The sequence below is a fragment of the Paenarthrobacter aromaticivorans genome (assembly GCF_019038615.1).
Lineage (GTDB): Bacteria > Actinomycetota > Actinomycetes > Actinomycetales > Micrococcaceae > Arthrobacter > Arthrobacter aromaticivorans.
This window is the reverse complement of sequence record NZ_JAHOPC010000001.1, coordinates 291,813-316,168: the sequence shown is the minus strand read 5'-3', so window position 1 is coordinate 316,168 and position 24,356 is coordinate 291,813. Positions and strand designations below refer to the sequence as shown.

29 protein-coding genes are annotated in these 24,356 nt (G+C 64.4%); 12 read left to right on the top strand and 17 right to left on the bottom strand.

Annotation, left to right across the window (positions count from 1 at the left end; all coding sequences use genetic code 11):
• Nucleotides 1-8: 8 nt before the first annotated feature.
• The 4 genes from KSW38_RS01490 to KSW38_RS01475 all read right to left on the bottom strand — a co-directional run bounded on the left by KSW38_RS01490 (nucleotide 9) and on the right by KSW38_RS01475 (nucleotide 2,235).
• Nucleotides 9-398: a serine protease inhibitor gene (locus tag KSW38_RS01490; RefSeq protein ID WP_216921981.1), complete on the bottom strand. Its 390-nt coding sequence runs from the start codon at nucleotides 396-398 to the stop codon at nucleotides 9-11.
• Between the two features lie 66 nt (nucleotides 399-464).
• Entirely contained in the window at nucleotides 465-1,391 is a 927-nt protein-coding gene (locus tag KSW38_RS01485) for a 3-methyladenine DNA glycosylase (RefSeq protein WP_254185949.1), read from the bottom strand.
• Nucleotides 1,366-1,944: an SSI family serine proteinase inhibitor gene (locus KSW38_RS01480; protein ID WP_216921979.1), complete on the bottom strand. Its 579-nt coding sequence runs from the start codon at nucleotides 1,942-1,944 to the stop codon at nucleotides 1,366-1,368. The genes KSW38_RS01485 and KSW38_RS01480 overlap by 26 nt, the downstream gene beginning before the upstream one ends.
• Before the next feature lie 24 nt (nucleotides 1,945-1,968).
• Nucleotides 1,969-2,235, bottom strand: a complete 267-nt coding sequence (locus tag KSW38_RS01475; RefSeq protein WP_216921977.1) for a helix-turn-helix domain-containing protein — start codon at nucleotides 2,233-2,235, stop codon at nucleotides 1,969-1,971.
• Nucleotides 2,236-2,301: 66 nt separating this feature from the next.
• On the opposite strand from KSW38_RS01475, the gene map reads away from it, so the two are divergent.
• Nucleotides 2,302-3,072: a type I methionyl aminopeptidase gene (gene map / locus KSW38_RS01470; protein ID WP_216921975.1), complete on the top strand. Its 771-nt coding sequence runs from the start codon at nucleotides 2,302-2,304 to the stop codon at nucleotides 3,070-3,072.
• Nucleotides 3,073-3,112: 40 nt separating this feature from the next.
• On the opposite strand, the gene KSW38_RS01465 is transcribed toward map, so the two are convergent.
• Nucleotides 3,113-3,583, bottom strand: a complete 471-nt coding sequence (locus tag KSW38_RS01465) for a MarR family winged helix-turn-helix transcriptional regulator (RefSeq protein ID WP_216921973.1) — start codon at nucleotides 3,581-3,583, stop codon at nucleotides 3,113-3,115.
• Between the two features lie 86 nt (nucleotides 3,584-3,669).
• On the opposite strand from KSW38_RS01465, the gene KSW38_RS01460 reads away from it, so the two are divergent.
• From KSW38_RS01460 to KSW38_RS01445, 4 genes are all read left to right on the top strand, one after another.
• Nucleotides 3,670-3,894 (top strand): hypothetical protein, encoded by a 225-nt coding sequence (locus KSW38_RS01460; RefSeq protein ID WP_216921971.1) that lies wholly within the window; start codon nucleotides 3,670-3,672, stop codon nucleotides 3,892-3,894.
• A gap of 120 nt (nucleotides 3,895-4,014) precedes the next feature.
• Nucleotides 4,015-4,245, top strand: coding sequence for a hypothetical protein (locus KSW38_RS01455; protein ID WP_216921968.1), 231 nt, complete (start codon nucleotides 4,015-4,017; stop codon nucleotides 4,243-4,245).
• A 178-nt stretch (nucleotides 4,246-4,423) separates the two neighbouring features.
• Complete coding sequence (locus KSW38_RS01450; RefSeq protein ID WP_428982340.1) at nucleotides 4,424-4,783, top strand: LapA family protein; 360 nt, start codon at nucleotides 4,424-4,426, stop codon at nucleotides 4,781-4,783.
• On the top strand, nucleotides 4,780-4,959 hold the full coding sequence (locus KSW38_RS01445; protein ID WP_216921960.1) for a hypothetical protein: 180 nt from the start codon (nucleotides 4,780-4,782) through the stop codon (nucleotides 4,957-4,959). The genes KSW38_RS01450 and KSW38_RS01445 overlap by 4 nt, the downstream gene beginning before the upstream one ends.
• A 102-nt stretch (nucleotides 4,960-5,061) precedes the next feature.
• On the opposite strand, the gene KSW38_RS01440 is transcribed toward KSW38_RS01445, so the two are convergent.
• Complete coding sequence (locus KSW38_RS01440) at nucleotides 5,062-5,361, bottom strand: DUF4193 domain-containing protein (RefSeq protein ID WP_216921958.1); 300 nt, start codon at nucleotides 5,359-5,361, stop codon at nucleotides 5,062-5,064.
• A gap of 157 nt (nucleotides 5,362-5,518) precedes the next feature.
• A complete protein-coding gene (locus KSW38_RS01435; protein WP_216921956.1) occupies nucleotides 5,519-8,017 on the bottom strand; it encodes a beta-glucosidase family protein in 2,499 nt (832 codons plus the stop codon).
• 185 nt (nucleotides 8,018-8,202) lie between these two features.
• Here KSW38_RS01435 and KSW38_RS01430 point away from each other — a divergent pair, with 185 nt between their 5' ends.
• Nucleotides 8,203-8,793, top strand: a complete 591-nt coding sequence (locus KSW38_RS01430) for a TetR/AcrR family transcriptional regulator (protein ID WP_216921953.1) — start codon at nucleotides 8,203-8,205, stop codon at nucleotides 8,791-8,793.
• A 164-nt stretch (nucleotides 8,794-8,957) separates the two neighbouring features.
• Nucleotides 8,958-9,200: an IS3 family transposase gene (locus KSW38_RS23770; protein WP_428982339.1), complete on the top strand. Its 243-nt coding sequence runs from the start codon at nucleotides 8,958-8,960 to the stop codon at nucleotides 9,198-9,200.
• On the opposite strand, the gene KSW38_RS01420 is transcribed toward KSW38_RS23770, so the two are convergent.
• Entirely contained in the window at nucleotides 9,149-9,772 is a 624-nt protein-coding gene (locus KSW38_RS01420; RefSeq protein ID WP_216921947.1) for a TetR/AcrR family transcriptional regulator, read from the bottom strand. The two genes, KSW38_RS23770 and KSW38_RS01420, sit on opposite strands and share 52 nt — an antisense overlap.
• Nucleotides 9,773-9,909: 137 nt before the next feature.
• On the opposite strand from KSW38_RS01420, the gene KSW38_RS01415 reads away from it, so the two are divergent.
• Genes KSW38_RS01415 through KSW38_RS01400 form a run of 4 tightly spaced genes read left to right on the top strand, consistent with a single transcriptional unit; the run spans nucleotide 9,910 to nucleotide 14,022 of the window.
• A complete protein-coding gene (locus tag KSW38_RS01415) occupies nucleotides 9,910-10,725 on the top strand; it encodes an oxidoreductase (protein WP_216921944.1) in 816 nt (271 codons plus the stop codon).
• A 58-nt stretch (nucleotides 10,726-10,783) separates the two neighbouring features.
• Nucleotides 10,784-11,686, top strand: a complete 903-nt coding sequence (locus KSW38_RS01410; RefSeq protein ID WP_216921941.1) for an alpha/beta fold hydrolase — start codon at nucleotides 10,784-10,786, stop codon at nucleotides 11,684-11,686.
• 7 nt (nucleotides 11,687-11,693) lie between these two features.
• Nucleotides 11,694-12,707 (top strand): NAD(P)/FAD-dependent oxidoreductase, encoded by a 1,014-nt coding sequence (locus KSW38_RS01405; RefSeq protein WP_216921938.1) that lies wholly within the window; start codon nucleotides 11,694-11,696, stop codon nucleotides 12,705-12,707.
• A gap of 46 nt (nucleotides 12,708-12,753) precedes the next feature.
• Nucleotides 12,754-14,022: an FAD-dependent monooxygenase gene (locus tag KSW38_RS01400; protein WP_216921935.1), complete on the top strand. Its 1,269-nt coding sequence runs from the start codon at nucleotides 12,754-12,756 to the stop codon at nucleotides 14,020-14,022.
• Between the two features lie 253 nt (nucleotides 14,023-14,275).
• Here KSW38_RS01400 and KSW38_RS01395 read toward each other — a convergent pair whose 3' ends face one another.
• Nucleotides 14,276-15,622, bottom strand: coding sequence for an aspartate kinase (locus tag KSW38_RS01395; protein WP_216921933.1), 1,347 nt, complete (start codon nucleotides 15,620-15,622; stop codon nucleotides 14,276-14,278).
• A 199-nt stretch (nucleotides 15,623-15,821) separates the two neighbouring features.
• On the opposite strand from KSW38_RS01395, the gene KSW38_RS01390 reads away from it, so the two are divergent.
• Nucleotides 15,822-16,910, top strand: a complete 1,089-nt coding sequence (locus tag KSW38_RS01390) for a hypothetical protein (protein WP_216921930.1) — start codon at nucleotides 15,822-15,824, stop codon at nucleotides 16,908-16,910.
• Nucleotides 16,911-16,946: 36 nt separating this feature from the next.
• On the opposite strand, the gene KSW38_RS01385 is transcribed toward KSW38_RS01390, so the two are convergent.
• From KSW38_RS01385 to KSW38_RS01350, 8 genes are read right to left on the bottom strand one after another with little or no spacing between them, the layout of a single operon-like run.
• Entirely contained in the window at nucleotides 16,947-17,144 is a 198-nt protein-coding gene (locus KSW38_RS01385) for a hypothetical protein (RefSeq protein WP_216921927.1), read from the bottom strand.
• Between the two features lie 2 nt (nucleotides 17,145-17,146).
• Entirely contained in the window at nucleotides 17,147-18,631 is a 1,485-nt protein-coding gene (locus tag KSW38_RS01380; RefSeq protein ID WP_216921924.1) for an aldehyde dehydrogenase (NADP(+)), read from the bottom strand.
• Nucleotides 18,632-18,669: 38 nt separating this feature from the next.
• Nucleotides 18,670-20,130 carry an NAD(P)/FAD-dependent oxidoreductase gene (locus KSW38_RS23300; protein ID WP_216921921.1) on the bottom strand — a complete coding sequence of 487 codons (1,461 nt, stop codon included), beginning with the start codon at nucleotides 20,128-20,130 and terminating at the stop codon, nucleotides 18,670-18,672.
• The gene (locus KSW38_RS01370) at nucleotides 20,127-20,477 is read right to left on the bottom strand and encodes a (2Fe-2S)-binding protein (protein ID WP_216921918.1); all 351 of its coding nucleotides are present in this window, start codon (nucleotides 20,475-20,477) and stop codon (nucleotides 20,127-20,129) included. The genes KSW38_RS23300 and KSW38_RS01370 overlap by 4 nt, the downstream gene beginning before the upstream one ends.
• A complete protein-coding gene (locus KSW38_RS01365; RefSeq protein WP_216921916.1) occupies nucleotides 20,474-21,655 on the bottom strand; it encodes an NAD(P)/FAD-dependent oxidoreductase in 1,182 nt (393 codons plus the stop codon). Before KSW38_RS01365 ends, KSW38_RS01370 begins: the two co-directional genes overlap by 4 nt.
• Nucleotides 21,652-22,377 (bottom strand): GntR family transcriptional regulator, encoded by a 726-nt coding sequence (locus tag KSW38_RS01360; protein ID WP_216921913.1) that lies wholly within the window; start codon nucleotides 22,375-22,377, stop codon nucleotides 21,652-21,654. Before KSW38_RS01360 ends, KSW38_RS01365 begins: the two co-directional genes overlap by 4 nt.
• Nucleotides 22,374-23,327 carry an ornithine cyclodeaminase family protein gene (locus KSW38_RS01355; RefSeq protein ID WP_216921911.1) on the bottom strand — a complete coding sequence of 318 codons (954 nt, stop codon included), beginning with the start codon at nucleotides 23,325-23,327 and terminating at the stop codon, nucleotides 22,374-22,376. The genes KSW38_RS01360 and KSW38_RS01355 overlap by 4 nt, the downstream gene beginning before the upstream one ends.
• The gene (locus KSW38_RS01350) at nucleotides 23,324-24,325 is read right to left on the bottom strand and encodes a proline racemase family protein (RefSeq protein WP_216921908.1); all 1,002 of its coding nucleotides are present in this window, start codon (nucleotides 24,323-24,325) and stop codon (nucleotides 23,324-23,326) included. Before KSW38_RS01350 ends, KSW38_RS01355 begins: the two co-directional genes overlap by 4 nt.
• Nucleotides 24,326-24,356 lie beyond the last annotated feature (31 nt).

The window sequence follows — 24,356 nt, the reverse complement described above, 5'->3', positions numbered from 1 at the left end:
GCGCAAAGTCAGACCGCGCCGGTGGATCCTCCCGTGCCGCCCAGAAGTGGTGCCATGGCCCGCCAGCGCGCGATCTCGCAGCCATCGGTCCGGCTGAGCTTGCTGTGGACCTTCCGCCCACGGAACCAACCTGTCACAAGGGCCACCTGCGGGCCCCCGTACTGTTGCGTGCAGATCCGGTCCGGACGCGGAACCGGGAAGAACACTTCCTCGCCAAACTGCTCGACGGCGGCAAGGGCCGCGGTCGCGTCCAGAAGGTTCGACTCGATCGAGTCCGGCTCCGAAGACAGAACGCCTTGTGCGGACCGCAAGTAGAACTCCCTCGATGCGGCGCCTGGTGCCTCTGTCAGCGTGACGGTGAGGTCGACGTCGTACTCGCTGTTGTCGGGAGAAACCATGGTTACCTTTCGCTGGTGGCGGCGGGTGCTGGCGGCAGGAGTCCCCAGGGGGACGATCCGACTCCTCTAAAGAAGCGGTTGGATTGCCTGAAGCACGCGGGCCCGCAGCGTCTGGGATTCGGCCGCAAAAGCCCGCTGGTACTCAACGTACTCGGCCTTGCCCTGCGGTGTCTCGATCCTGATGGGCGGGTAGCCCCATTCTTCGAGGTCGTAAGGGGACGCCTGCATGTCCATGGTCCGGATCCGCCATGACAGTTCGAAGCAGTCCATCACCAACTCGCTCGGCAGCGCCGGAGTCAGTTTGTAGGCCCATTTGTACAGGTCCATGTTGGCGTGGAGGCAGCCCGGTTGTTCCATGGTGCGCTGGTTTTCACGGGTGGGCGTGAGCTCGTTCAGCGGGACAGCGTCCGGCGTGTAGAAGCGGAACGCATCGAAGTGGGAACAGCGGATACGGTTCTGCTCCACCACAGTGTCAGTGCCCTCCGCGCCAAGCCGCAGTTTCAAGTACTCATGCCGCAACTCGAATTTCTCCTGCCGGTACACCATTGCCCACTCATGGAGGCCGAAGCAGCCGAACTGACCCGGGCGCTTCGCGGTGCCGTTGAGGATAACGCCGGCGAAGCTGACGGCCTCGGCGCGTTGGGCCATGAAACTCTCCCTGTCAAAGGTGACCGCGGGGGTACCTGGCGGCAGTCCGACGGCGGCGAGGTCGCCGTCGTCGAGCATGCGGTAGAACTTCCAGTTTGCGCGCTCAAGGGCACGTCCGCCACTTAACACCACACCGTCGCCGGGATGCCAGCGAAGCAATTGGCCGGGTTTCTGGGTGTAGTAGGTGAAGAGGAAGTCCTCCACGGGATGTTTCTGTCCTGCCGACCGGCGGGCCAAATAGGGGTCGGCGTACCGGGCGACGCGTGCATGATGGGCGGCCTCCAACCCGAGCCAATGCTCTTGGGGGAGGTGCTGCGGCCTAAGCTGCTCCACCACTGGAACCAATGATGGCGCTGGCCGCGTCCCACAAGGCGATTTGGCAGCCGTCAGTGCGGCTGAAGGAAGCGGAAATTTCCCTGCCGTCAACCGCGCCGGTTACCTTGGCCGTTTGGGGTCCGCCGAACTGTTGCGTGCACTCTTGGTCGCTCTTGACGGGTGCGTGGCTGAGCAGCGAAGGATTATTCTTCAGCGCAGTGCAGGCCGCATCCGCGGTGGGGTGTTTGCTTTCGGCTGCCGGGGCGCCATCGATGCAGACGAGCGTGTAGTGCTGCGGTGCTGCGTCGGCGGACTCAAGCACCGTGATGGAGAGTTCAGCGTTTCCCTGTCCCGGCGTGGACGTTACCCCCGGGAGGCTGGGGTTCGGTGTTGTGTCTTCGGGGCCGAGGGTTGTGGGCACCTGGGTTGGCGTTGGTTTGGAGGGCGTGGCGCTGGGACTGACGGACGACGACGGCGCGGAGGTAGCGCTGCTCGACCCACCCGGGGCGGGGGTGCCCGAGCAGCCGGCCAGGCCAGCGAGGGCCAGCGCCGCTATGAGGGGCCGAACGAAGCGCGAGCGCATTGAGTCTCCTTGGTTGCTGCCATTTTATGCCGGTGCGGCAATGCTTTCGGGCTGGCTGATCCCTGCCCACACCTCATCGAGGGACAGCCCGAGGACATCGGCTATCGCTGCGATGGTCTGGAACGCCGGGGTGGCCACACGTCCGGACTCAATTTTCCTCAGTGTCTCCGGTGAAACCTGGGCCTCAAGTGCAATTTCCAGCATGGAGCGCCTTCCCCGGGCACGACGCAACATGGCGCCGAGACGCTGCCCGCGTTCGACCTCTTCAGCTGTGAGTGGCAATCTGACCATGGCTCCAATTCTAATACCGGGATAATATGGCCGGGATAGTTATTGGTTGAACGGGAAAGGCGCCGCATGATCGAGATTCTGAGCCGCACCGAACTGCATCGGGCAAAGGAGGCCGGTGCTTTGGTGGCCGACATCCTTCAAGCGATGAAGAGTCGCAGCATGGTGGGCGTCAACCTCTTGGAGATTGATCAATGGGCGCGAGCCATGATCGTCGATGCCGGGGCCCAATCCTGCTACGTCGACTATTCGCCGTCCTTTGGACGCGGTCCTTTTGGGCACTACATCTGCACGTCCGTCAATGACGCTGTACTCCATGGACTGCCTCACGACTACACACTTGCTGACGGCGACCTCGTGTCCCTGGACCTCGCCGTTTCCAAGAATGGGGTCGCTGCGGACTCTGCTATCAGCTTCACAGTGGGCGATTCAAAGCCCCCGGACAGCCTGGCAATGATCGACGCAACCGAGCGGGCCTTGAGCGCAGGGATAGCCGTGGCCGGACCTGGCGCCCGCATCGGTGATATCTCCCATGCCATAGGCTCGGTCCTCAGTGCGGCCGGATACCCGATCAATACCCAGTTCGGTGGTCATGGCATCGGATCGACGATGCATCAGGACCCGCACATCGCCAATGCCGGGAGGCCGGGCCGTGGATACAAATTGCGTCCCGGATTACTCCTGGCGCTGGAGCCTTGGGTTATGGCGGACACCGCCGAGCTTGTTACCGATGACGACGGCTGGACGCTGAGAAGCGCCACAGGTTGCCGTACAGCCCACAGTGAGCACACAATAGCCATCACCGACGACGGGGCCGAGATTCTCACGTTGGCGCGCTGAGCCGGGACCCGGGTGGCGCTTGGTTGCCTTGCGCTGGGTCTCAGGTGCCGCTGCGCTGGGTTGCCGCGATGAGGCCGGTCATAGCCTGGTGGAGTTCGGCCACCTCCTCACGACTGAGCTGCAGGCGCTCCCGGATTGCACCAGGAACCGCCGTTGCCTGATCCCGAAGCGCTGCCCCCTTTTCCGTCAGCTTGACGGCGAGAGCCCGCTCGTTGCCGGGTACGCGCTCGCGGGTGATGAGATGGGCTTCCTCGAGTCGGCGCAGGAGTGGGGACAAAGTGGCGGGTTCGTGGAGGAGGCTGTCGCTGATGTCCTTAAGAGTCCTGGGGCTCCGCTCCCAGAGTGCAAGCATCACAAGGTACTGCGGATGGGTGAGCCCTAGTTGCTCGAGGATGGGCTTGTAGATACCCACCACGCTCCGCGAGGCAACCGTCAGTGCGAAGCACAGCTGGCGTTCCAATAGGAGGTCGTCAGTTTCGCTGGTCTGGCTTGTCTCATCCGTCTGGGTCATGACTGCCTTCCCACCCAATTAGTTAGTGCACTAATTGTTAGCGTACTATGAACTCGTTGAAGCGTCTAAAAGAGGAGTCGATCCGCGTGGCAAAGGAATCGTTTACCCAGAAGTTCATGCGCGCTACCGGAAAGCTGAGGATCATCTTTGGCCCCGCACACAGCAGCTCCATCGATCACGAAATGACCGAGGCCAACCGCAGGCTCCTGGCCCAACGCGAAGCGGAGACCCAGCAATGGGAAACCCTTCGCCGTCCGGATGGCAGCACGTACGTGGTTCCCCGTAATCCGGACGACAAGTCCCTGCGCTAAGCCTTTTCGCTCGTTGGGATTCCGCGCCTTTTCGGGTCCGCGGGCGTAAAATTGGCGTACTGGTACGGCATGCGCCGTCCTGCCGCTTTTCTCTCTCCCGTTGAAAGGAGGTGGAAGAACATGGGACGCAAGTTGGAAAACTTTCAGCACGTGACCGAGCGGCTGCAGTCCGTATTCGGACCAGCAACCCATGGGGACACGGATGCCCCTGTTGTGCATAAGCACGACGACTTCGAAACGGCTTCCGAGGAAGATTTGAAGCACTTCGACGTTGAGACCGACTCGGAAGGCCATCACTACGCCGTCCGCAACGACGATCCCGGGCCAACTTCAACCGACTACAGCGTGTGACCGACAGTAACAACGGCACCCAAATACCGAAGGGCCGGACCGCGAACTCCGGTCCTTCCTTATGTAGGGCAGCCCTTATGCCTGGGCCACTGTTGAGCCACTTATAAGCATGCTTATTATATGAGTGCATGGACATGTGGTGAGCACGCATACGTTCTGGGAAATGAGGGGGCTGTCAATGAGCGCTCAAGATGATGCCGCAATGGCCCGGGGAGGTCCTGGACGGGCGGACTACCCACAGTCGCGGGTGGCTCCGGGCAATTCCCGCCCCACACGGACAGCAGCAATCTGGGTGGCCGTAGCTGTGGGCCTGGTGGTGTTGGTCCTGTTGATCGTCTTCTTCGTCCAGAACCAGGACATGGTCACCGTTCGGTTCTTCGGATTGGAAGGGGCGCTCGCCCTCGGCACCACGCTGTTCATCGCAGCTGTTGGAGGAGGCGTGCTGGTGGCGCTGGCCGGCGGTGCGCGGATTCTTCAACTCAGGGTGAGCAATCGCCGACGCCAGAAGATGATCGGCGGACAAGGAGGCGGGCTATGACGGACACTCCGCTGGAGGACGACAAGTCGCCGGACCGGCCTGCTCCAGAGGATGGCAGAGAGGCTGCCGGTCTGCTTGGTGACGCTCTTTCGCCGGTGGTCGCACCTGAATACACCGACGAGGAGCGACTGTCCGAGCCCGATCAGGAGGGCAGACAGGAACCGGGCGACAAGTAGTTAATTGCGGAAGGACCGGAGCACGTGCTCCGGTCCTTCCGCAATTAATCCCGACGGCGGCACTCCCTGACGATTCATGTTCCGCCGGGGTGGTGGCCGTCTTTAGCCTTCGCAGTCAGTGCAGTAGGCGACGCCATCCTTTTCGCGGGCAATCTGCGAACGGTGGCGGACCAGGAAGCATGAGTTACAAGTGAACTCGTCGTTTGCCTGGGGGATCACCTGGATGATCAGTTCTTCAGCGACGATTTCGCCGCCGGGACCGTTGGCGTCCAGGCCGTCAGTTTCGTCGAGTTCAAGAACCACGCTCTTGGCCGTGGGGGCGCTGGCGGACTGGAGCGCCTGGAGGGACTGCTCCTGGTTCTCTTTTACATCGGTACGGAGTTCGTCGTAGTCGGCTGCCACTTTTTGATGCCTCTTCGTGTTAGGGGGTTACCGGGTATGCAACGTACAGCATGCCATGAAAATTCCATACCATACCCCAGATACGGCGCTTGTGGCGAAAACCACGTGCGTGGCGGCCCAAAAAAGGCCGCCACGCCGCGCCAATTGCCCTCTATTATTACCGCACCTCGATGTCCAGAGTCTGGAAGCTATCCGCAACATGGCGACCCACCAGCAAGCGGAAGCTTCCACGCTCAAACTGCCAGCCGCCGTCGTAATGCGCAAAAGCCCTTGCCGGGATCCGGACTTCGACGCTGTCAGTCCCCGCTGGAGCAAGGTGGGTTCCTGCGTAGCCTGCCAGCCAACGGACCGGACGTTCCACAGCGGAATCGGTGCGCTCGAGGTAGACCTGAACCACTTCACGTCCCGTACGCGTGCCGGTGTTCTTCACCGGGACGTGCACAACCACATCGTTGCCGGCCGTGACCGACTGTGGTGCGTGGGCGGTGCCCAACTCGAATGTCGTATACCCGAGCCCGAAGCCGAAAGGCAGCGCCGGAGCAGGACCACCTTCGCCCTGCTGCTTGAGCCACGCCCGGTAGCCCACGTGAATTCCCTCGGAGTACACCACTTTGCCGTCCACGGGAGTGGTGTTCAGGACCGGGACATCCTCCAAGGCTGCCGGCCACGTGGTTGGGAGGCGGCCGCCAGGTTCCTCGGCACCAAGCAGGATGTCTGCAATCGCGCTGCCGAACTCCTGACCGCCGAACCAGCCCAGCAGCACCGCGTTTACCTTCCCGAGCCACGGCATCACCACAGGTGAACCCGAATTCACAACCACCACCGTGCGTGGATTGACCGCCGCGACAGCTTCTACGAGGTCGTTCTGGAACCCGGGGAGGTCCAGGTTCTTACGGTCAAAGCCCTCGGATTCGATGGCTGCATTGGTTCCCACGACCACCACGGCAACATCGGAAGCCCGGGCGGCTTCCACCGCTGCGTCGATTTCGGCCTGCGGATCCGCCACCACGGTTTCTTCACCCAGCAGGATTGCCGTGAACGGGATGATCTGTTCCTTGGGCAGACGGTATGCGGCTTCGATACGCACCTGCTGGCGGGCTGCGGTCCGAACGGCGTGAACAGTCTTGGGCGGATCGAAGAGGGCGGCACCCAGGACGTCAGTGTCGTCCTGGATCTCGTCGTTGAAGACTTCGGCTCCATCCAGCGAGAGGCGAATGTGCCCCACTGTGCCCACTCCGAGGTGGTGGATACCTGCAGAGTCGGCTGTCCAGTCGGTTTCCATCCGGATGATGGCGGCGCCTTCCGGGATGCCGATGCCGAACCAGATCAAGTGTGACGCCAGGCGGTCTTCGCCCGAGATCTCTGTGCCGTCTTCTGCGAGGAACGTAACGCGGATCCCCGGGACGTTGGAGACCGGATTGTGCAGGGAAGTCCGGGGGAACGCCTGAAGGCCCTCGGCCACCTTGGCGCCGCGCGCGTAGGTGACCTTGACGCCGTCGGGCAGTGCTTTGCGCAGCCCCTCAAGCGGTGAGACGGTGTACTTGGGCATCACCGTGGCGCTTCCGCCGCCCTGCGTGCGTGCCTCTTCAGCGTTGTGGCCGATCACGGCAAGGCTGTTCAGCGTCGCGGCGTCCAGCGGCAGGATGCCGCCTTCGTTACGGACCAGCACGGCGCCGCGGACGGCAACTTCACGCGCGACGGCGGCCCCGTCCAGTTTGGCGGGGAGCCCGGTGACTGCGGGCTCGAAGCCTTCGAGGGAGCCGACGCGGGCGGCGAGACGGAGGATACGGGTGACCTTTTCCAGGATGGCCTCCCGGCTGACGCGGCCATCATTGACGGCGGCCAGAAGCTTGGGGCCCCAATGGCCTACCGGCCCCGGCATTTCCAGGTCCTGGTGGGCGTTGGCGGCGTCGATCGAGCGCACTCCCGTCCAGTCGGAAACCACCACGCCGTCGAAGCCCCATTCCGTGGAGAGCGGCGTCTCCAGCAGCTTGTTTTCGCTCGCCGTGGTGCCGTTGATGGAGTTGTACGAGCTCATGACCAACCAAGCGCGGGCCTCGGTGATGGCGTCTTCGAACGCTGCCAGGTAGAGCTCCCGCAGCGGGCGTTCGTCCACTACAGAGTCGGAAGTGAAGCGTTCCGTCTCGGCCTCGTTGGCCAGGTAGTGCTTGGGAGTCGCTCCTACGCCCATGGACTGCACGCCGGCAACGTACCCGGCGGCCATGGTTGCCGTGAGCCGCGGGTCCTCGCTCATGCACTCGAAATGACGTCCACCCAGAGGCGAACGATGAAGGTTGATGGTGGGGCCGAGCATGGCGTGGACGCCCTTGCGGCGGGCCTCCTGGCCGAGGACCTGTCCGTAGCGGTGTGCCGTTTCCACGCTCCACGTCGCGGACAGGGCGGACGACGACGGGAGGGAGATTGAGTCGTGCCGCTCGTCGAAGTCTTCGCCGCGGACGCCTGCTGGCCCGTCGGACAGGACGACGCGGCTCAGTCCGATCTCGGGGATCGAATGGGTTGCCCAGACGTCCGCTCCCGTCAGTAGTTGGATCTGCTGCTCCAGGGAGAGGCTCTGTGCGAGTTCCCGGATGCGGGCCTCGGCGCCCGGCGCTCCGGCCTGCGGGGCCGTGACTGCGGCCGACAATGTGGGGTTCATTTACTTGACTCCTTTGATACGGGTGACGGGGAAGGCCGCGTCCACTGCGTTGAAGACTCCGGGCGCTAGTCCCAGGACCGTCGGGTCTTGACACCGACTTTAGCCTCAAAAATCTAGTATGACTAGGTTTTTGAGCGATAAATCTAGTCCACCTCGATTTTCGGAGGGTGAAATAGACTGAGCGGATGTCAACGTCGAGGACACGCGGCCAGTACGCGAAAGGTGCGGAGCGCCGGGAACAGATCATCCAGACGGCCACCGATGTCTTTGCCACAGAGGGATTTGAAGGCACAGCCCTCAAGCACGTCGCGGAACTGGTCGGGGTCAAGGAAGCCACTCTCTTCCACTACTTCAAGGGCAAGCAGGAACTCCTCACCGCAGTCCTGGCAGAGCGCGACCGGCGGTCCGTGGCAGGGGTCGGCCAGGAGGAAGTGGGGCTAAGCCTCATGCCGCCGATCGCCGAGCGGAACCGGCACGAGCCAGGGCTTACTACCCTCTACGCTGTCGCATCGGCCACGGCCAATGATCCCGGACATGACTCTCATGGCTACTTCAAAGAGCGGTACGAAAACGTGGTGCAGGGCATTAGTGAGGACATTGCCCGCCGGCAGGCAATCGGTGAAGTCCGGAGCGACGTTGACGCCGCCATTCTGTCCAGATTGGTTGTTGCGGCCTTCGATGGCCTGCAGCTGCAGTGGCTCTACGACAAAGACGTGGACATGGCGGAGGGACTGAGGCAGCTCATCGACGTCTTGCTGGCGCCATCCGGGCAGTAATGCAAGGAGGACCGGGGAGCAGTTTTATGCATGGAAGAAGTTCGTTGTCCGAGGTGCTTCTCGTAGTGCCTGACAGTGACGGCGTGTCCTGGAGCATCCGCAGGTAGCTAAGCGTCCGGGGTGCGGTCTCGGCTCCGTCCCCCACTTTGGGATGGGGCCTTTCAGTGAGGAGCCGATCACTGACCGCTAAAGTGAAGATCTCACAAACCGTCGTAGAGAACTTCTTTGGACACCTCAGGGAAGAGCTCTTCCACCGTGTCCAAGTCGTCAGCACGGAGGCACTGCCAGCAGCGCTGCACGAATACATCCGCTGGTATAACGCCGGGTTGCGTTCAGCCGCTCGGCTGCGCCCTCCTCAGCGGCGGCTCACGCGTGGCAGCAACGCGAACGCGCTCTCGGCAATCTGAGTCAAGCGGGCAGGACTGTGGCCGTACGCACCGACGACGTCGGTCCCGCGGATAACGGTCAGCAAGAGGTATGCAAGATCTTCAGCATCCGCGTCCGGGTCGATGTCTCCGTTGCGCTGCGCCGCGCGCACACACTCGGCCACCGCCATCACGAGCATAGAGAAACACTCGGCAGCAATGCGCTGCACCTCGGCGTCGGAGGCGCCGATCTCCAGAGCCATCTTGCCCGCGAAGCACGCAGCCGCCGCCCGGTCGGAAGCTGGAGGCACATCGTCGGCAAGAGGCACCCCGTGGACGGCACGGAGCAGATAGCCGTGGAGCCGTTCCAGTGCGCCGTCGTCCGGGCCGGCGAGCACCTTCGCCGGAACGTTTCCCAACCGGTCGAAGTATCCGGCCATCGCTTGCACCAGCACACCGTGTTTGCCGTCGAAAGCGGCATAGAGACTGCCGCGGCCTAGGCCGGTGGCTGCGCTGATGTCGTCAACGCTCGTGCCGTTGTAGCCCGACTCGCGAAATTGCCGCTCGGCGGCATGGAGAACGTGGTCGCGGTCGAAGGTTCGTGGTCTCGCCATACATACAAGATAGAGCCGAACGGTCGTAGTTGACAAATCAGTACAGAACCACCTACGTTGTTGACTGTTCAGTACACAAACGTCTGACCCCCTATATCTGGCGCGGCGAAGTCACGCCTATAGCCGAAGGAACCAACATGCAGACAGCTCTCCCAGTGGCCCTCGTGACGGGCGCTTCCTCAGGAATCGGGCGTGCGGCAGCGCGCGCCCTCGTGGACGCCGGCTTCGCGGTGGTCGGTACGAGCCGCAACGCCGCGATCGCCCGCCCGCTTGCCGGGGTGTCGTTCCTCGATCTCGATGTAGCCAGCGACGAATCGGTCCATTCCCTGGTCGAGAAGGTGATCGAACGGTTTGGTCGAATCGACGTCCTGGTCAACAACGCAGGCGTGGGCGCAGTCGGGGCCGGAGAGGAAAGCTCGATCAACCAGACCAAGGAGGTCTTCGACATCAACGTCTTCGGCTTGATGCGGATGACAAACGCAGTGCTGCCCCACATGCGGGCCAAGGGCAGTGGCCGTGTGGTCAACGTCTCCTCGGTACTCGGTCTGATCCCAGCCCCCTTCATGGCCATCTATGCCGCCACCAAGCATGCAGTCGAGGGCTACTCGGAGTCCGTCGACCACGAGCTTCGCGAGCACGGCGTCCGGGTGCTGCTGGTCGAGCCGGCCTTTACAAGCACGAGTTTCGAGGCGAGCAGCCTTGCACCGGACTCACCCCTGCCGGTCTACTCCGCACAGCGGGAGGTCTCCCGAGACGTACTGGCCACCGCTTTACGTACCGCCGATGACCCCGATGTTGTCGCAAAAGTGATCGTCGCTGCCGCCACGGACTCCAAGCCCGCACCCAGGTACACCGCCGGTTCGATGGCCGGACGCGTGAGCGTCCTGCGCCGGTTCGTGCCCTCGCGCACCTTCGACAAACAGATCCGCAAGCTCAACCAACTGGCCGGCTGACACCGAAGCCAGCACCAGCATCTCCCGTCCGACCCCTCTCGAAACAGGCTCAACACGCATGGACTTCGAACACGTCACTTTCGACTTGCCGCATGGCACTTTTCACGCTCTGCAGGGCGGTGACCCCACAGGTCAACCAACGATCTTCCTGCACGGATTCCCGGACCACCCGCCGACGGCGAAGGCGTTCCTCGCCGAACTCGGCCGCCAGGGGCGCTACGTCCTCGCGCCCTGGCTTCGCGGTTACGCCCCGTCCCCGACGGCGGGTCCATTCGATTTCGCATCCTTGACCAGCGACGTGATCGCACTGATCGAGCAGTGGTCTCCCCAGCGCCAGGTGGACCTCATTGGCCACGACTGGGGCGCCTTCATCACGTACGACACCACCGTCACCGCGCCGGAGCGCATCAAACGCGCAGTCACGCTCGCTATCCCCCACCCCCTCACATTCATCGGCCGGCCCCGCCCCGCCCAACTCCGCCGGAGCTGGTACATGGCCTTCTTCCAACTTCCCGGAAGCGGCATGATCGCCCGAGCCCGCGACTTCGCCCTCATCGACCGCCTCTGGCGTCAATGGTCACCAAGCCTGACCCTCGACCCGGCTCTCCACGCGGAGCTACACGAGCACCTCGGAGCGAGCTTCCCCGCGCCCCTCAAGTACTACCGGGCGATGACCCGCCTGGGCATGCTGAAGGCTGCACGCCGCCTCTCCCACCCCATCACGGTGCCCCTGCTGCACATCCACGGCGCAGACGATGACTGCATCCTCCCCCCGAACGTCGACGACCGGCGTCGATATGCCGCTCCGCACGTGCGCGCCGTCGTCCCCGACCTCGGCCACTTCCTGCACATCGAAGCCCCCGAAGCGATTGCGGAACGGATCGCGACATGGGTGGCGAGTGGCTCACTTGACCCTCGCGGCGAAACCAACCCGACCGCCGTCCAGAACCCGAAAGGCTGACCAAACCATGACTGAGACGACTCCTCCATTCACGAGCGACGAACTGGCCGAAGGCACTATCGACACGGTGGTGATCGGAGGCGGCGCCGCAGGACTGAACGGCGCTCTGATCCTCGCCCGCTCCCGCCGCTCGGTCGTCGTGATCGACAGCGGCTACCCCCGCAACGCGCCAGCCGAAGCCGTGCACGGCCTCCTCGCCCTGGACGGCACCCCGCCGTCCGAGATCCTTCGACGGGGACGGGAGCACGTGCGCCACTACGGCGGACGCATCGTCCTCGGCGAGGTGGTCTCGGCTGAGCCCGCCGCCCCCTCAGCTGACGGAGATTTGCGGTTCACCGTCACCCTCGCCGACGGCCGCAGCATCACCGCCCGCCGCATCCTCGTGGCCACCGGCCTCACCGACGTTCTGCCGGACGTGCCCGGGCTCGCCGAACACTGGGGGCACAGCGTGGTGCACTGCCCGTACTGCCACGGCTGGGAGGTCCGCGACGAACCCATCGGTATCCTCGCCACCGGCCCGCTCTCCATCGCCCACGCGTATCTGTACCGTCAGCTGACCGAGGACCTGACCTACTTCACCCACGGCACCGACCTGGACGAGGACAACCGCGCCCGCTTCGCCGCCCGCGGCATCCGCGTCATCGACACCCCGGTCACCGAGGTCGTCAACGACGCCGACGGCGCCCTCGCCGGGGTACGCCTGGCCGACGGCCAGGTCGTGGCCCGCCGCATCCTCGCGGTCCTCGCGCAGCTGCAGATCCGCGCCCAGGGCCTGGAAGGTCTGCACCTGCCCGACCAGGACCTGCCGAACAAGGGCCGCAGCTTCGCCTCCGGCACGGCCGGCATCACAGAGGTGCCTGGAGTGTGGGTGGCCGGCAACGCCACCGATCTGACCGCCCAGGCCGGGGCCTCCGCAGCGGCCGGCGCACTGGCCGGGGCCGACATCAACAGGATGCTGGCCATAGCGGACACCGACGCGGCCCTGCACGCGGCTGGACCGGGTCCGACACCCCATGTCTGAACGCACCGGCGTCGAAACCACCCACTCCCGAAAGGCACGAGATCCCATGATGGCTGCTGAAGAGACGTTCGACGCGCCCAATCCCATGGACAAGAACATGACATTGCGACAGCGGGCCCTGGTGGTCGGCCTCGGGATCAGCGGGACCGCCTCCGCGCTGCGACTGCATCGCGCGGGCTGGGACGTGGTGGTGCTGGAGAAGGCCCCCGAGCGGCGCCGCGGCGGATACTTCATCGCCCTGTTCGGGACCGGGATCGCCGCCGCCGAACGGCTGGGCATCGCCGATGCCGTGCCCAATCGCGTCGCTCCGGAAGCCGTGAGCTACGAAGTCGACCGCACGGACCGGCGCCGCCGCGGTCTAAGCTACGCCGATGTGTTCGGCGGGTCTCGACTCGTATTGCGGGGCGACATCGAAGACGCGGCCTTCACCGCCCTGCCCGACGAAGTGGAGATCCGGTACGCGACCGTGCCGAGCGCGCTAGACCAGTACCTCGCCGGGGTGGACGTAGAGATCCGCGACCTGACGACGGAGACGACGACCGTCGAACGGTTCGACCTGGTGGTCGGGGCAGACGGACTGCGCTCGACGGTGCGCCGTCTTGCGTTCGAGCCCGAGCAGAGCCCGATCCGTCCAATGAACTACATGATCGCCGCGTACAGCCTGCCCGAGGCGGTACCCGGCTACCGCCTACACGACGGGCTGATCATGGCCGAGGAGGGCCGATCAGCCTGGGTGTTCCCGTTCGCCGACCGTCCGCCGACGGTGCTGCTCTCCTACCGCACCGACGACGTCGACGCCCAGTTCACCCGGCCAGCCATCGACTCGCTGCGCGCCGCCTACGGCCCCGAGCCCACCGGCTCAACGCTCGGTTGGCTGCTCGACCAGTTCGAGAAGGCCCCCGACCACCTGTTCGACTCCGCCGAACAGGTGCACCTCGACCACTGGCACAGCGGGCGAGTCGTGCTCGTCGGCGACGCCGCGTGGTGCCTGACCGTTTACTCCGGCATGGGGGCATCCACCGGCCTGGCCGGGGCCGACCTGCTCGGCACCATGCTGGAGCGCCACCCGCATGACGTGCCACGAGCGCTGCAGGACTGGGAGGACCACCTGCGACCGTTCGTCGACCACCACCTCGGCAGCGGTGTGAACATGCGCAGTTTCTTCACCCCAGGCAACCGCGCCGAGTTGCTGCTTCGGACCGCGATGATACGCCTCGCCCGGCTGCCGATCGCAGGCCGGTTGCTCGCCAAGATGAGGACCAACAGCGCGGGCGTGCGGATGAAAAGTCTGGATATCGCCGCCGCTGCGGCGTGAGACCAACCCGGTGCGGACCGTGTCGACCTGAGCACATAGAGAGGCATATGCCAGCCAACACGCCCGCCGACAGCACCTGTTGACGACGGGCATACCGCCACGCGAAGAAGGCTCCGTCCCAAGTGGGGACGGAGCCTTCTCAGAAGAGCCGGTCGCTGGCCGCTAAAGTGGAGACCTCACCAATTTGAGAGTCCAACTTTCGGGGACCAGTTCACTTGCTCCGGTCCTCCTTGTTTTGTAAGGCTTGGTGACCCTAGCGGCCCGTGCCGCCGTAAACGGTAGCTTCAGCGTCGCCGTCGAGCTCGAATGCAGCGTGGATGGCGCGGACGGCGTCATCCAGGGCATCGGCGCTCGTGACAACCGAGATGCGGATTTCCGAGGTGGAGATCATGTCGATGTTGATGCCGGCGTCGGAGAGGGCCTTGAAGAACGTTGCCGAAACGCCGGGGTGTGAGCGCATTCCCGCGCCGATCAGGGACAGCTTGCCAACGTGCTCGTTGTATTCGATGCTCTCGAAGCCGATTTGGTCTTCAGCTGCACGCAGGGCGGCCAAGGCATCGGCGCCTTCGACGATGGGAAGCGTGAACGAGATATCCGTGCGGCCCGTGCCGTGGGTGGACACGTTCTGCACGATCATGTCGATGTTCGAGTGCGCGTCCGCGATCACCTGGAAGATCGCAGCGGCCTTGCCCGGAATGTCCGGCACGCCTACAACGGTGACCTTGGCTTCGGACCGGTCGTGTGCAACGCCGGAGATGATTGGCTGCTCCAAGGCAACTCCCTCTTGAATCGTGAACTTTTCGTCGGCGCCCGGGATGACCCACGTGCCTTCGTGCTGGCTGAATGACGAACGGACGTGCAGCGGCACGCCGAAACGGCGGGCGTACTCCACGCACCGCAGGTGCAGGATCTTGGCGCCGGAAGCAGCAAGTTCCAGCATTTCCTCGCTGGAGATGCGGTCGATCTTCTGGGCCGACGACACAACACGGGGATCGGCGGTGTAGATACCGTCCACGTCCGTGTAAATCTCGCAAACATCGGCTTCGAGCGCTGCAGCCAAGGCAACGGCCGTGGTGTCCGAGCCGCCACGACCCAGCGTTGTGATCTCGTTGGTGCTGCGGCTCATGCCCTGGAAGCCCGCAACGATCGCAATGTGTCCCTTGTCCAGGGCGGTGCGGATGCGGTGGGGGTCGACGTCGATAATCCGGGCCTTGCCGTGGATGCCGTCGGTAATCATGCCTGCCTGGGAGCCCGTGAAGGACTGGGCGGAGGCGCCAAACTTGTTGATGGCCATGGCAAGCAGTGCCATGGAAATTCGTTCTCCGGCGGAAAGGAGCATGTCCATTTCGCGGGCAGGAGCGGAGTCCGTAACCTGGCCTGCGAGGTCCAGGAGTTCGTCTGTGGTGTCTCCCATGGCGGAAACAACAACCACAACCTCGTTGCCGGCCTTCTGCGCATCCACAACACGCTGAGCGACCCGCTTGATGCCATCAGCATCGGCAACCGAGGAACCGCCGAACTTCTGAACGATCAGCTGCTTGGTAATGGCAGCTCCGTCGGAGAGCTCTTCGATCTTCACTTCGGTAGTGGGCATAGTCATGCGCGCACCCTCACTGCATCAATAGGGTTCGAACGCGGCATGCCAAAATTGAAATTGGAGCACGCCTGCGTAGCTTATTTGGCCAGTTTATCGCCGTGTGCAGGGCTGGTAGGAATTGTGACCACATGGCGGCCACACAGTCTGTTTCAGCAGCAGGTCCCCGGGCGTACGATCCCTTTTATGAGCATTACGTGGTGCCATGGCCAGGTTTCCTGAGAACCCGGAGGACCCGGGGCCGGCGCGCAGCGAATCGGAATACGAAGTGATCGGCGGCGGCGTAATCGACGATCGGTTTCCGCGGCATGACGGGACCGCGGGGAGTGAACACAGGCTGACCCATCAACCTGGGATCGCCGGCATTCTTGGAGTCGCTGCGCGGGAGGCCTGGGTTGACTGCCGCATGTCCTTGCAATCGTGGTGGTTCTGGTTGGCGTGCGCGTCCGCCTTGATTCTGGCCTGGGCGATGGCCACAGCTGTGGTGGCCTTCGGCGATGCCAACGGATGGTTCGAATCCAGTCTGCCAAGCGCCACGTACATACTGATGGCCGGATTTATGGCAGTCGTTTCTGCTCTCCTCGGGGCAGTGTGGGGCTTCCGTCAAACAGTTCGAACATTCTTGGGTGTGCTGTTCGCCGGAATGTTCCGCGGGGCAGCCTTCGCGGTGCCGTCCGGCATCTTGCTGCTCATCGTGGGCATGGCCGTCGGCGGGCCGATCGCGTTGGCGGGTGCCGGCGTCGTGGTTGTTGTTCTTGAAATTGTGTTGTTTGGAGTCATAGGCGCCGGTGCCCGCGCCTGCTCGCCCCGAACGGCTGCAGGGGTTGCCTTGGCTTCGGCATTAGTTACGTTCCTGTGCCTGGGCAACGTAGCGGCTACCATCGCGCTGATTCCGGGGACGGCGGTGATGGACCAAGCGTCAGTGCCCATCAACGTGGAGCGGGACGATGCGGGACGGATCACAGCATACGAGTGCGTTGGGCAACTCCGCCCCGTGGAAGTGGCGCATACAGAGTGGGTTGCTTGGCTGGCAGCGTCCAATCCGATCCTGCTCTTCGGTAGCATCGCCGCCGAGACGCTCCCCAAGGAGCATGAACTGACATGGGTGTTGTCCGGCTTGCAGTGGGCCGCCGATGGACCGAGCCGTGATGTTCCGTGTATCGGAGGGGAATCAAGTGATCAGCTTGCGCCTCCGGTGCCCGTCGCCCTTACTGGCCTCGTGATTCAGGCAGCGGTTGCTGCCTTGGTGCTCCTGCCGGGGCGCTGGTTGGCCTCACGGAGAACCCGCCTCTGATGTTTCTTTTACGGTCGCGGCAGTCGCGGCTACGGCCTATGTTTCATGCGTTGGCTCCTCGTAGTCTCCAAATCCCGGCACGTGGATCCCGCCGGCGAGGATCCACCAGTAGGAGTCGCTGGCATCCAATCCTTGGCCAAAGCTCAGCCTGCCGGCATCCTGCTCGCCAACAACCCGGCCAAGAGCGCCGCCCACACGTCGGCTGAGAATCCTCCACACCGAGACCGCGGCCATGGCTACTGCTCCCGCTGGCCGTCCACCAGGCGGGGCACCCCACCGGGATTATCCTCACGGAGTGCTTCAGGAAGGAGGTGTTGCGGGAAGCCCTGGTAAGCCACCGGCCGCAGGAAGCGCTCGATTGCGGCGGTGCCAACCGAGGTGCTTCCGATGGCGGTGGTGGCGGGGTACGGTCCGCCATGCTGTTGGGCATAGGTGACCGAGACGCCCGTTGGCCACTGGTTCCAGACCACACGTCCCGCCTTGCGTGCCAGTACCTCCACCAACGCCGCTATCTGGCAGGAGTCGGTTCCGTGAATGGTGGCCGTCAGTTGCCCCTCGAACGTCTCGGCGAGCCCGGCGAGTTGGGACTCATCGTCGTAGGTGACTACAACGGCGGTGGGTCCGAAGCATTCCGTCTGGAGGGCGTGCGGATCGGCGAACATATCCGCGGCGGTGGTGTGGAGGAGCGTCGGAGCCGGCGGGTTGTCCAGTGGACCTGTGCCCTGCGCCAGTGTGGTGAGGCGGGGGTTTGACTGCAGATCCTGCAGGACATCGGTGTAGCCGGACTGGATGCGGTCATTGAGCAGGGGAGCGGCAGGCGGCAGGACTGCGTCGCGGAGTGCTTCCACCAACCCGGACCTGGAAGGAACGAAGAGCGTTCCGGGCTTGGTGCAGAACTGCCCGGCCCCCATGGTGAAGGAGCTCACGAATCCTTGGGCGATCTCCGCGCCCCGTTCGTTGGCCGCGGCTTCGGTGACGAATGCAGGGTTGTTGCTGCCCAATTCTCCGTAGAACGGGATGGGTTCCGGCCGGGAGCTCGCGATGTCGAACAAGGCTCGCCCACCAGGGATGGAACCAGTGAAGGCGCCGGCTTTGATCCGTTGGTCCCGCAGTGCTGCGGCTCCCGCTGCAGTCCCGGCGATGAGCGCGAACGTGCCGTCAGGAGCGCCGGCCTTGCGCAGTGCGGAGCTCACTACCTCAGCCGTGAGCCTGGACAGACCCGGGTGGCCGTAGTGGGCTTTGAGCAGAACGGGGTTGCCTGCGGCCAACGCCGAGGCGGTATCGCCCCCGGCAACGGAGAACGCGAAGGGAAAGTTGCTGGCGGCGAACACTACGACCGGGCCAAGCGGTACCCGAAGGCGTCGCAGGTCCGGTCGCGGCGCTCCCATAGGCCACTCGGGATCGGCATGGTCGATCCGGACGTCGAGGTAGCCACCGTCGCGCAAAAGTTCGCCGAAGAGGCGCAGCTGGAAAGTGGTGCGTTTGAGTTCGCCACGAAGACGGGCTTCGGGCAAGTTGGTCTCACGCTGTGCCTCGGGAACGAGCCTGTCCGCTGCTGCGTCCATTGCGTCAGCAACGGCGTCGAGCAGTGCGGCCCGCCCGCCGGGACGGAGCGCAGCGAGGGGTGCCGCCGCGGTCTGGGCCGCGGTCAGCAATTGTTCCAGTTCGGCGTCTGTGGTGTGTGGGAGTACGACGGCGGAAGCCGGGGCGATCGAGGTCATGCGGAATCTCCTTCGGGAGGCAGTTCAGAGGGAAAAGGTCAGTGGCCTGTGATGTTGAGGTCGGCCAGTTCGCCGATCCCCACAGGTGCAGCCAGCGGGCGCTTCGCGGCGGCCGAAAGGCTCTCAACGGTTGGAGCGGCGCCCGGCCCGGCGCCCAAGCACGCGGCCGCGAAACCGCAGACACGGCCCTGGCACCAGCCCATTCCGGCGCGCGTGAAGGACTTCACCGTCCGGGAGTCGCGGGCCGACAGCTTCTCACGGGCCTCGGTGATCTCGCCCGCAGTGACTTCTTCGCAGCGGCACACAGTGGTCTCCGGGGCGAGCCAGTCCTGCCAAGCGACCGGTACGGGATGGGCACGATGCATCGCCTCGGCGAAACGCCGGTGCCGCGCCATGGCGCGTAGTGCATCCTGTTCGCCGGTCGCTGATGCACCGGCTGCCGCTACACCTGCCGCGAGGCCTTCGAGCACCGCAAGCGAAGCGCCGCCGACGCCGGTTACCTCACCTGCCAGGAATAGGCCGGGGACGCTGGATTCCTGGCGCTCGCTGACCAGGCCCACAAGGGAGCCATCCGCATCCAGTCGGGTTTCGATTCCGAGTGACAGCGGCAACTCCATCTGCGGGGTGAATCCCCAGCCGAATCCCACTACGTCCACATCCTCGTAAACTCGCTCCGTACCGGACCGGACCCGGCCGTCGGCAGCCACTTTGGCTGTACGCACTCCGGAGGCGAAATCGCGTCCCAGCACCTCTGTGACGATGGTCCGAACGCGGTAGGGGATCCGGTGCCGGGCGAACACCGCTGCGTACTCCACACCCTCCACGGCCTTCTCCGGCACGCTCGCGGCTGCTTTGAGGTGCGGCAACCAAGCCGCCGGCGACGACGACTCCAGCACCGCGAGCACCTCGCCGCCTGCTTCGGCGATCCCCGCCGCCACCGGCAAGAGGAACGGGCCCGTGCCGGCGATGACGAAACGCTTCCCCGGCAGGACCCCGTTGCCCTTGATGAAGGCTTGGATTCCACCCGCGGCCATCACGCCGGGCAAGTCCCAGCCTGGTACCGGCAACTGCCGGTCGTAGCCTCCAGGGCAGAGAACCAATCGGGTCGCGACGACGGTGCTGCCGCCGTCGTCGGCCCCTTTAGCTTGGCCGCTGGCGACAGTGGGCGTCGTTCGGACAACGAAGCCCTTGTAGATCTTCTCTGCCATCCAGACCTGTCGCCCGGGCAGGTAAACGATACTGCCGCTCTGCCGGGCCGCGTCGAAACGGGCGCGGAGGTCACTGTACGTCTGCCAGCCGTGGTGGCCTTTGCCATCAGGATGTGGCTCGATGGTTTCGGGCCGATGCCGCCAGAACTGGCCGCCGGGCTGCGAACCCGCATCCACAACGGTCACGATAGCTCCAGCTTCCGCTGCACTAACGGCCGAAGCGAGCCCAGCCGGCCCTGCACCAACCACGGCAACGTCGGCTTTTAGCGTGCCCGGAAGTGTGGCGTTCATTCCCGGCCCCCTTCGGGCCCTGCAGGGACATTGGCAGGCACCGCGGCGGCGTCAGTGCCCTCCCAGCAACCTTCGATCTTCATGCCCTCGCACACTTCCACCAAGCAGGCGCGCTGATTCGGTATGCCATCCACACTCACAAGGCAGTCGAAGCAAACCCCGATCCCGCAGAAGAGCCCGCGGGGTCGCGCCTGCTTACGGGTATCGCGCCAGGCGGTGATGCCGTTGGTGACCAATGCGGATCCCACGCTTTGGCCCGCCGACGTTGTGATCGGACGTCCGTTAAAGCTGACGGTGACCTCGCCGGGCGTGCCAGCCGGCTCGTCTCCTGGTGAGTATTTGCTCATGCTTTGGCGTCCTCTCGGTGAGAGCTGTTGGGGGCTTGTGTGCCGAACCGGGCGGGGGCGAACGGAGCCAGGTCCATGTCCGGCGACCCGCCGGCCAAGGCCTGTGCCAGGAGCTTGCCTGTTCCTGCGGAAAGACCGATGCCGGCACCCTCGTGGCCGGCTGCGTGCCATAGGCCAGGTGCGCGTTCGTCGTGCCCTATCACTGGGAGATGGTCCGGGCAGTAGGGCCGGAACCCGTGGTAGTGGCGGATGGCCTTGACGTGCTCAAGGAAGGGAAAGAGTGCCACGGCGTTACGCGCAAGGGTCCGGAGCGCGTCAGTGCTCACCGCGGGGTCGAAGCCAACGCGTTCGCGCGTTGAACCGATCAGGATTGTGCCGCTGGGGGTACCTTCCACCACTGGAGAGGCTTGGAGCCCGGCGTCGGAACTGCCCACGTTGTCGATGTACTCGGCGGCATAGACCTTGTGGTGGACCATGGGCGGCAGCGGCTCGGTGACCATGACGAAACCGCGGCGGGGAAGAACCGGGACGTTGACCCCGGCGAGGGCAGCGAGTTGGCCGGCCCACGTTCCGGTGCAATTGACCACGGCTCCGGCGGAGAACTCGCCTCGTGGCGTCCGAACGCCAGTAACGCGGTGGCCGCTGCGGAGAAATCCGCTGACGGGCGTATCTGCCATGAAACGGGCACCAGCTTGGGTCGCCAACCGGACCAGGTGCGCCGCAACCAGCATTGGCTGGACCTGGCAGTCTTCGGGGTAGCTCGCCGCGCCCAGGGCGTTCGGTGCGATGTGTGGCTCCGCTTTCCTCAGGTCGTCCGGGTCAAGTTTGTCCACGCGAACGCCGTAGCCAGCCTGGGCGGCCATCACCCGGTTGAGTGAGGCCAGGCTGCTTTCATGCGAGGCCACGATGATCCCGCCCTTGGTTCCGAATTCCCAGAGGCGCTTGTGCTCAGCCAGATCGCCGTGCCAAACGTCCAGGGAGTAGCGGGTCAATTCCAGCTCGGGGCCGAGTTCCTTATCTGAGACAAGGATGTTCCCTTCGCAGGCGGACGAGGTGCCGCTGGCGGGAAGGCCCTTATCAAGGACAGTTACGGTGAGGCCTTGTTGGGTTGCGAAGTACGCAGTGGCGGCTCCGACCACCCCTGCGCCGATGACGAGCACGTCGCTCGTAGTGCTCATGTCTGCTGCTCCTGTGGGGTCTCATTCTCGCCGGTAGCCCAAAGGCCACGGGCGTGGCTGATGTGTTGGCGCATCAATTCAGTGGCGGCGGCTCCGTCTCCGGCCTCGACGAGCTCCAGCAGGACGTGGTGTTCCTGGGCGGAATCGGCCAACCGGTTGCTTTCGCTCAAGGCCTTCAGCCCGTACAGACGCGTACGGGACCGAAGGCTGGTAGCCAGTTCGACCAGTTGGCCGTTGCCGGAATACCGCAAAAGCTCTGCGTGGAATGTGCGGTCCGCGGCCAAGTAGGCGGTGAGGTCGCCCTCCCGGGCGGCGTCCACAATGTCGTCGGCCATGGACCTCAGGATCTTGATTCCGGAGGGCGGGACAGTCCCTGCCACATCGCCAACCACCGGCGGCTCGATCAGCAGGCGGATCTCTGTCAGCTCGTCCAGTTCCCGATCGCTCATGGTAGTGATGCGGAAGCCCTTGTTCTTGACGGTTTCCACCAAGCCTTCGCGCGTCAGATCCATCATGGCCTCACGGACCGGTGTGGCCGACACGCCAAAAGCAGCGGCGAGTGCCGGTGCGGAGTACAGGGTTCCCTCTTCCAGCGTCCCTGCGATGATCGCTGTGCGCAGTGACTCAGTCACTGACTCGCGAAGGCTATGCTGGCGGCCGAGCGGTGCGATAGGAAGCTGGTTGCTGGTTGGCACTGTAAGTACTCCTTGTACGGAATTCATGGTCGAGTGCCTCCTTCATACACCAGGCTGGCGATCACGAGGTCTTCCCATGCCATCCCCACGCCTGCGAACAGGCAGGGTTTGCCCGCCGAGCGCTCGAATTCGCCTTTGACAAGATCTCGGAGGTTGGCCGGATGGATCGCTTCCCATTCTTCAGCTGACCGCGCGGGTATAAGATCCCCGGCCTCGCGCAATGCCGAGGCCCTTCCTTCCACTACGACGTCACTGCGGAGCACGAGGGTGGCATCCACTTCCCGGGCGTTCAATCCGTGCTGGCCTACCGCCGCCACCACAGCGCCCGGCGCAACCAGGCCGCCGTCGAACAGCGGCGTAGGGGAGGAAGTTGCGCAGATGACCACATCGGCCCTGGCCACCTCAGCAGAAGTGCCCTGCCGGACGTGAACGCCCTCTTTGGCCAGCTGTGCGATGAGCGCGGCTACCCGCTCCGGACGGCGACCCACGACGGCGAGGCTCGCCTCCGGGAGCACGGCGCCCGCCGCCCGGAGGTGGTTGAGCGCCTGCACGCCGGTGCCGAACACGAGGACGTGGGCCTTCTCGGGGCGTGGGTGAACGGCGCCGGTGTCAGCTGCAAGGATGTGCTTCATGGCCAGCAGTGTGGTGGCCGGCGTGCGTATGGCGGTCAGTTCGTTGCCGTCCATCGTGGCCAGTGGCGCCGATGTGTCCGAATCGAAGAGGATGTAAACCCCTTGGATCTTTTCCAGGCCCCTCGCAGGGTTGGCGGGCGCGACGGTGAGTGCCTTGATCCCGCTGTACTCGCGGTTCGATGCTGGCATGAGCAGGAACTCGCCGTTTGGCGCGGGGCTGAACAACCGTGCACTGTCGTCCTCGGGGTCGACCACGTTCAAGAGCGCTTGCTCAAGGGCCGCGATGGCCGCGGTCCAGGGAGCGGCTGCCCGCACCGCCGTCGAGTCAAAGTACGGAAGGTTCACAGCAGGAACCCCGCGGGGAAGGGATCGGAGGGGTCGAGGAAGTATTGTGCGGTTCCGGTGAGCCAGGCCCGGCCGGTAACTGTGGGAACCACCGCTGGGCGGCCAGCCACTGTGGTCTCCTCCACCAGCCGGCCGACGAAGCGGGAGCCTATATAGGACTCGTTGATGAAGTCCGTATTCATTGGCAGTTCGCCGCGGCTGTGCAGCTGTGCCATCCGGGCGCTGGTACCTGTGCCGCAGGGGGAGCGGTCGAACCAGCCGGGGTGGATCGCCATTGCATGCCTGGAATGCTCCGCCGTGGAGCCGGGCGCTTTGAGGTACACGTGATGGCAGCCGCGGATGTCCTCACGCTCTGGATGGATAGGTTCATCAGTGGCGTTGATGGCATCCATGATCGCCAACCCGGCCTTAAGCAGATCGTCCTTGCGGCCGCGCTCGAACGGCAAGTCCAGGCTGTCCAAGTCCACGATTGCGTAGAAGTTTCCCCCGAACGCCAGGTCGTAGGACACCAGGCCGAATCCGGGTACTTCCACTGTGGCGTCCAGCCGGTCCACGAACGAGGGGACGTTGCGGATGGTTACGGACTCGGCGTGCCCATCCTTGACTGCTACCTCGGCCACCACAAGGCCGGCAGGTGTATCGAGCCGAACAGTGGTGACCGGTTCCACCACCTCCACCATGCCGGTCTCCACTAAGACGGTTGCGACGCCGATGGTGCCGTGGCCGCACATCGGCAGGAGGCCGGAAACCTCGATGTAGAGCACGCCGAAGTCCGCGTCCGACCGGGTGGATGGCTGGAGGATCGCCCCGCTCATCGATGCGTGTCCGCGCGGCTCGGTCATCAGGAGGGTGCGGATCCAGTCGCTGTCTTCCATGAACCACAGACGGCGCTCGGCCATGGTGACGCCGGGGATCGTCCCGATTCCACCGGTGATGACGCGCGTGGGCATGCCTTCGGTATGCGAGTCCACGGCGTGGAAAATGCGGCTTGTTCTCATGGAGGACCTTTCCTTCTGCTGCTCCGCAGCT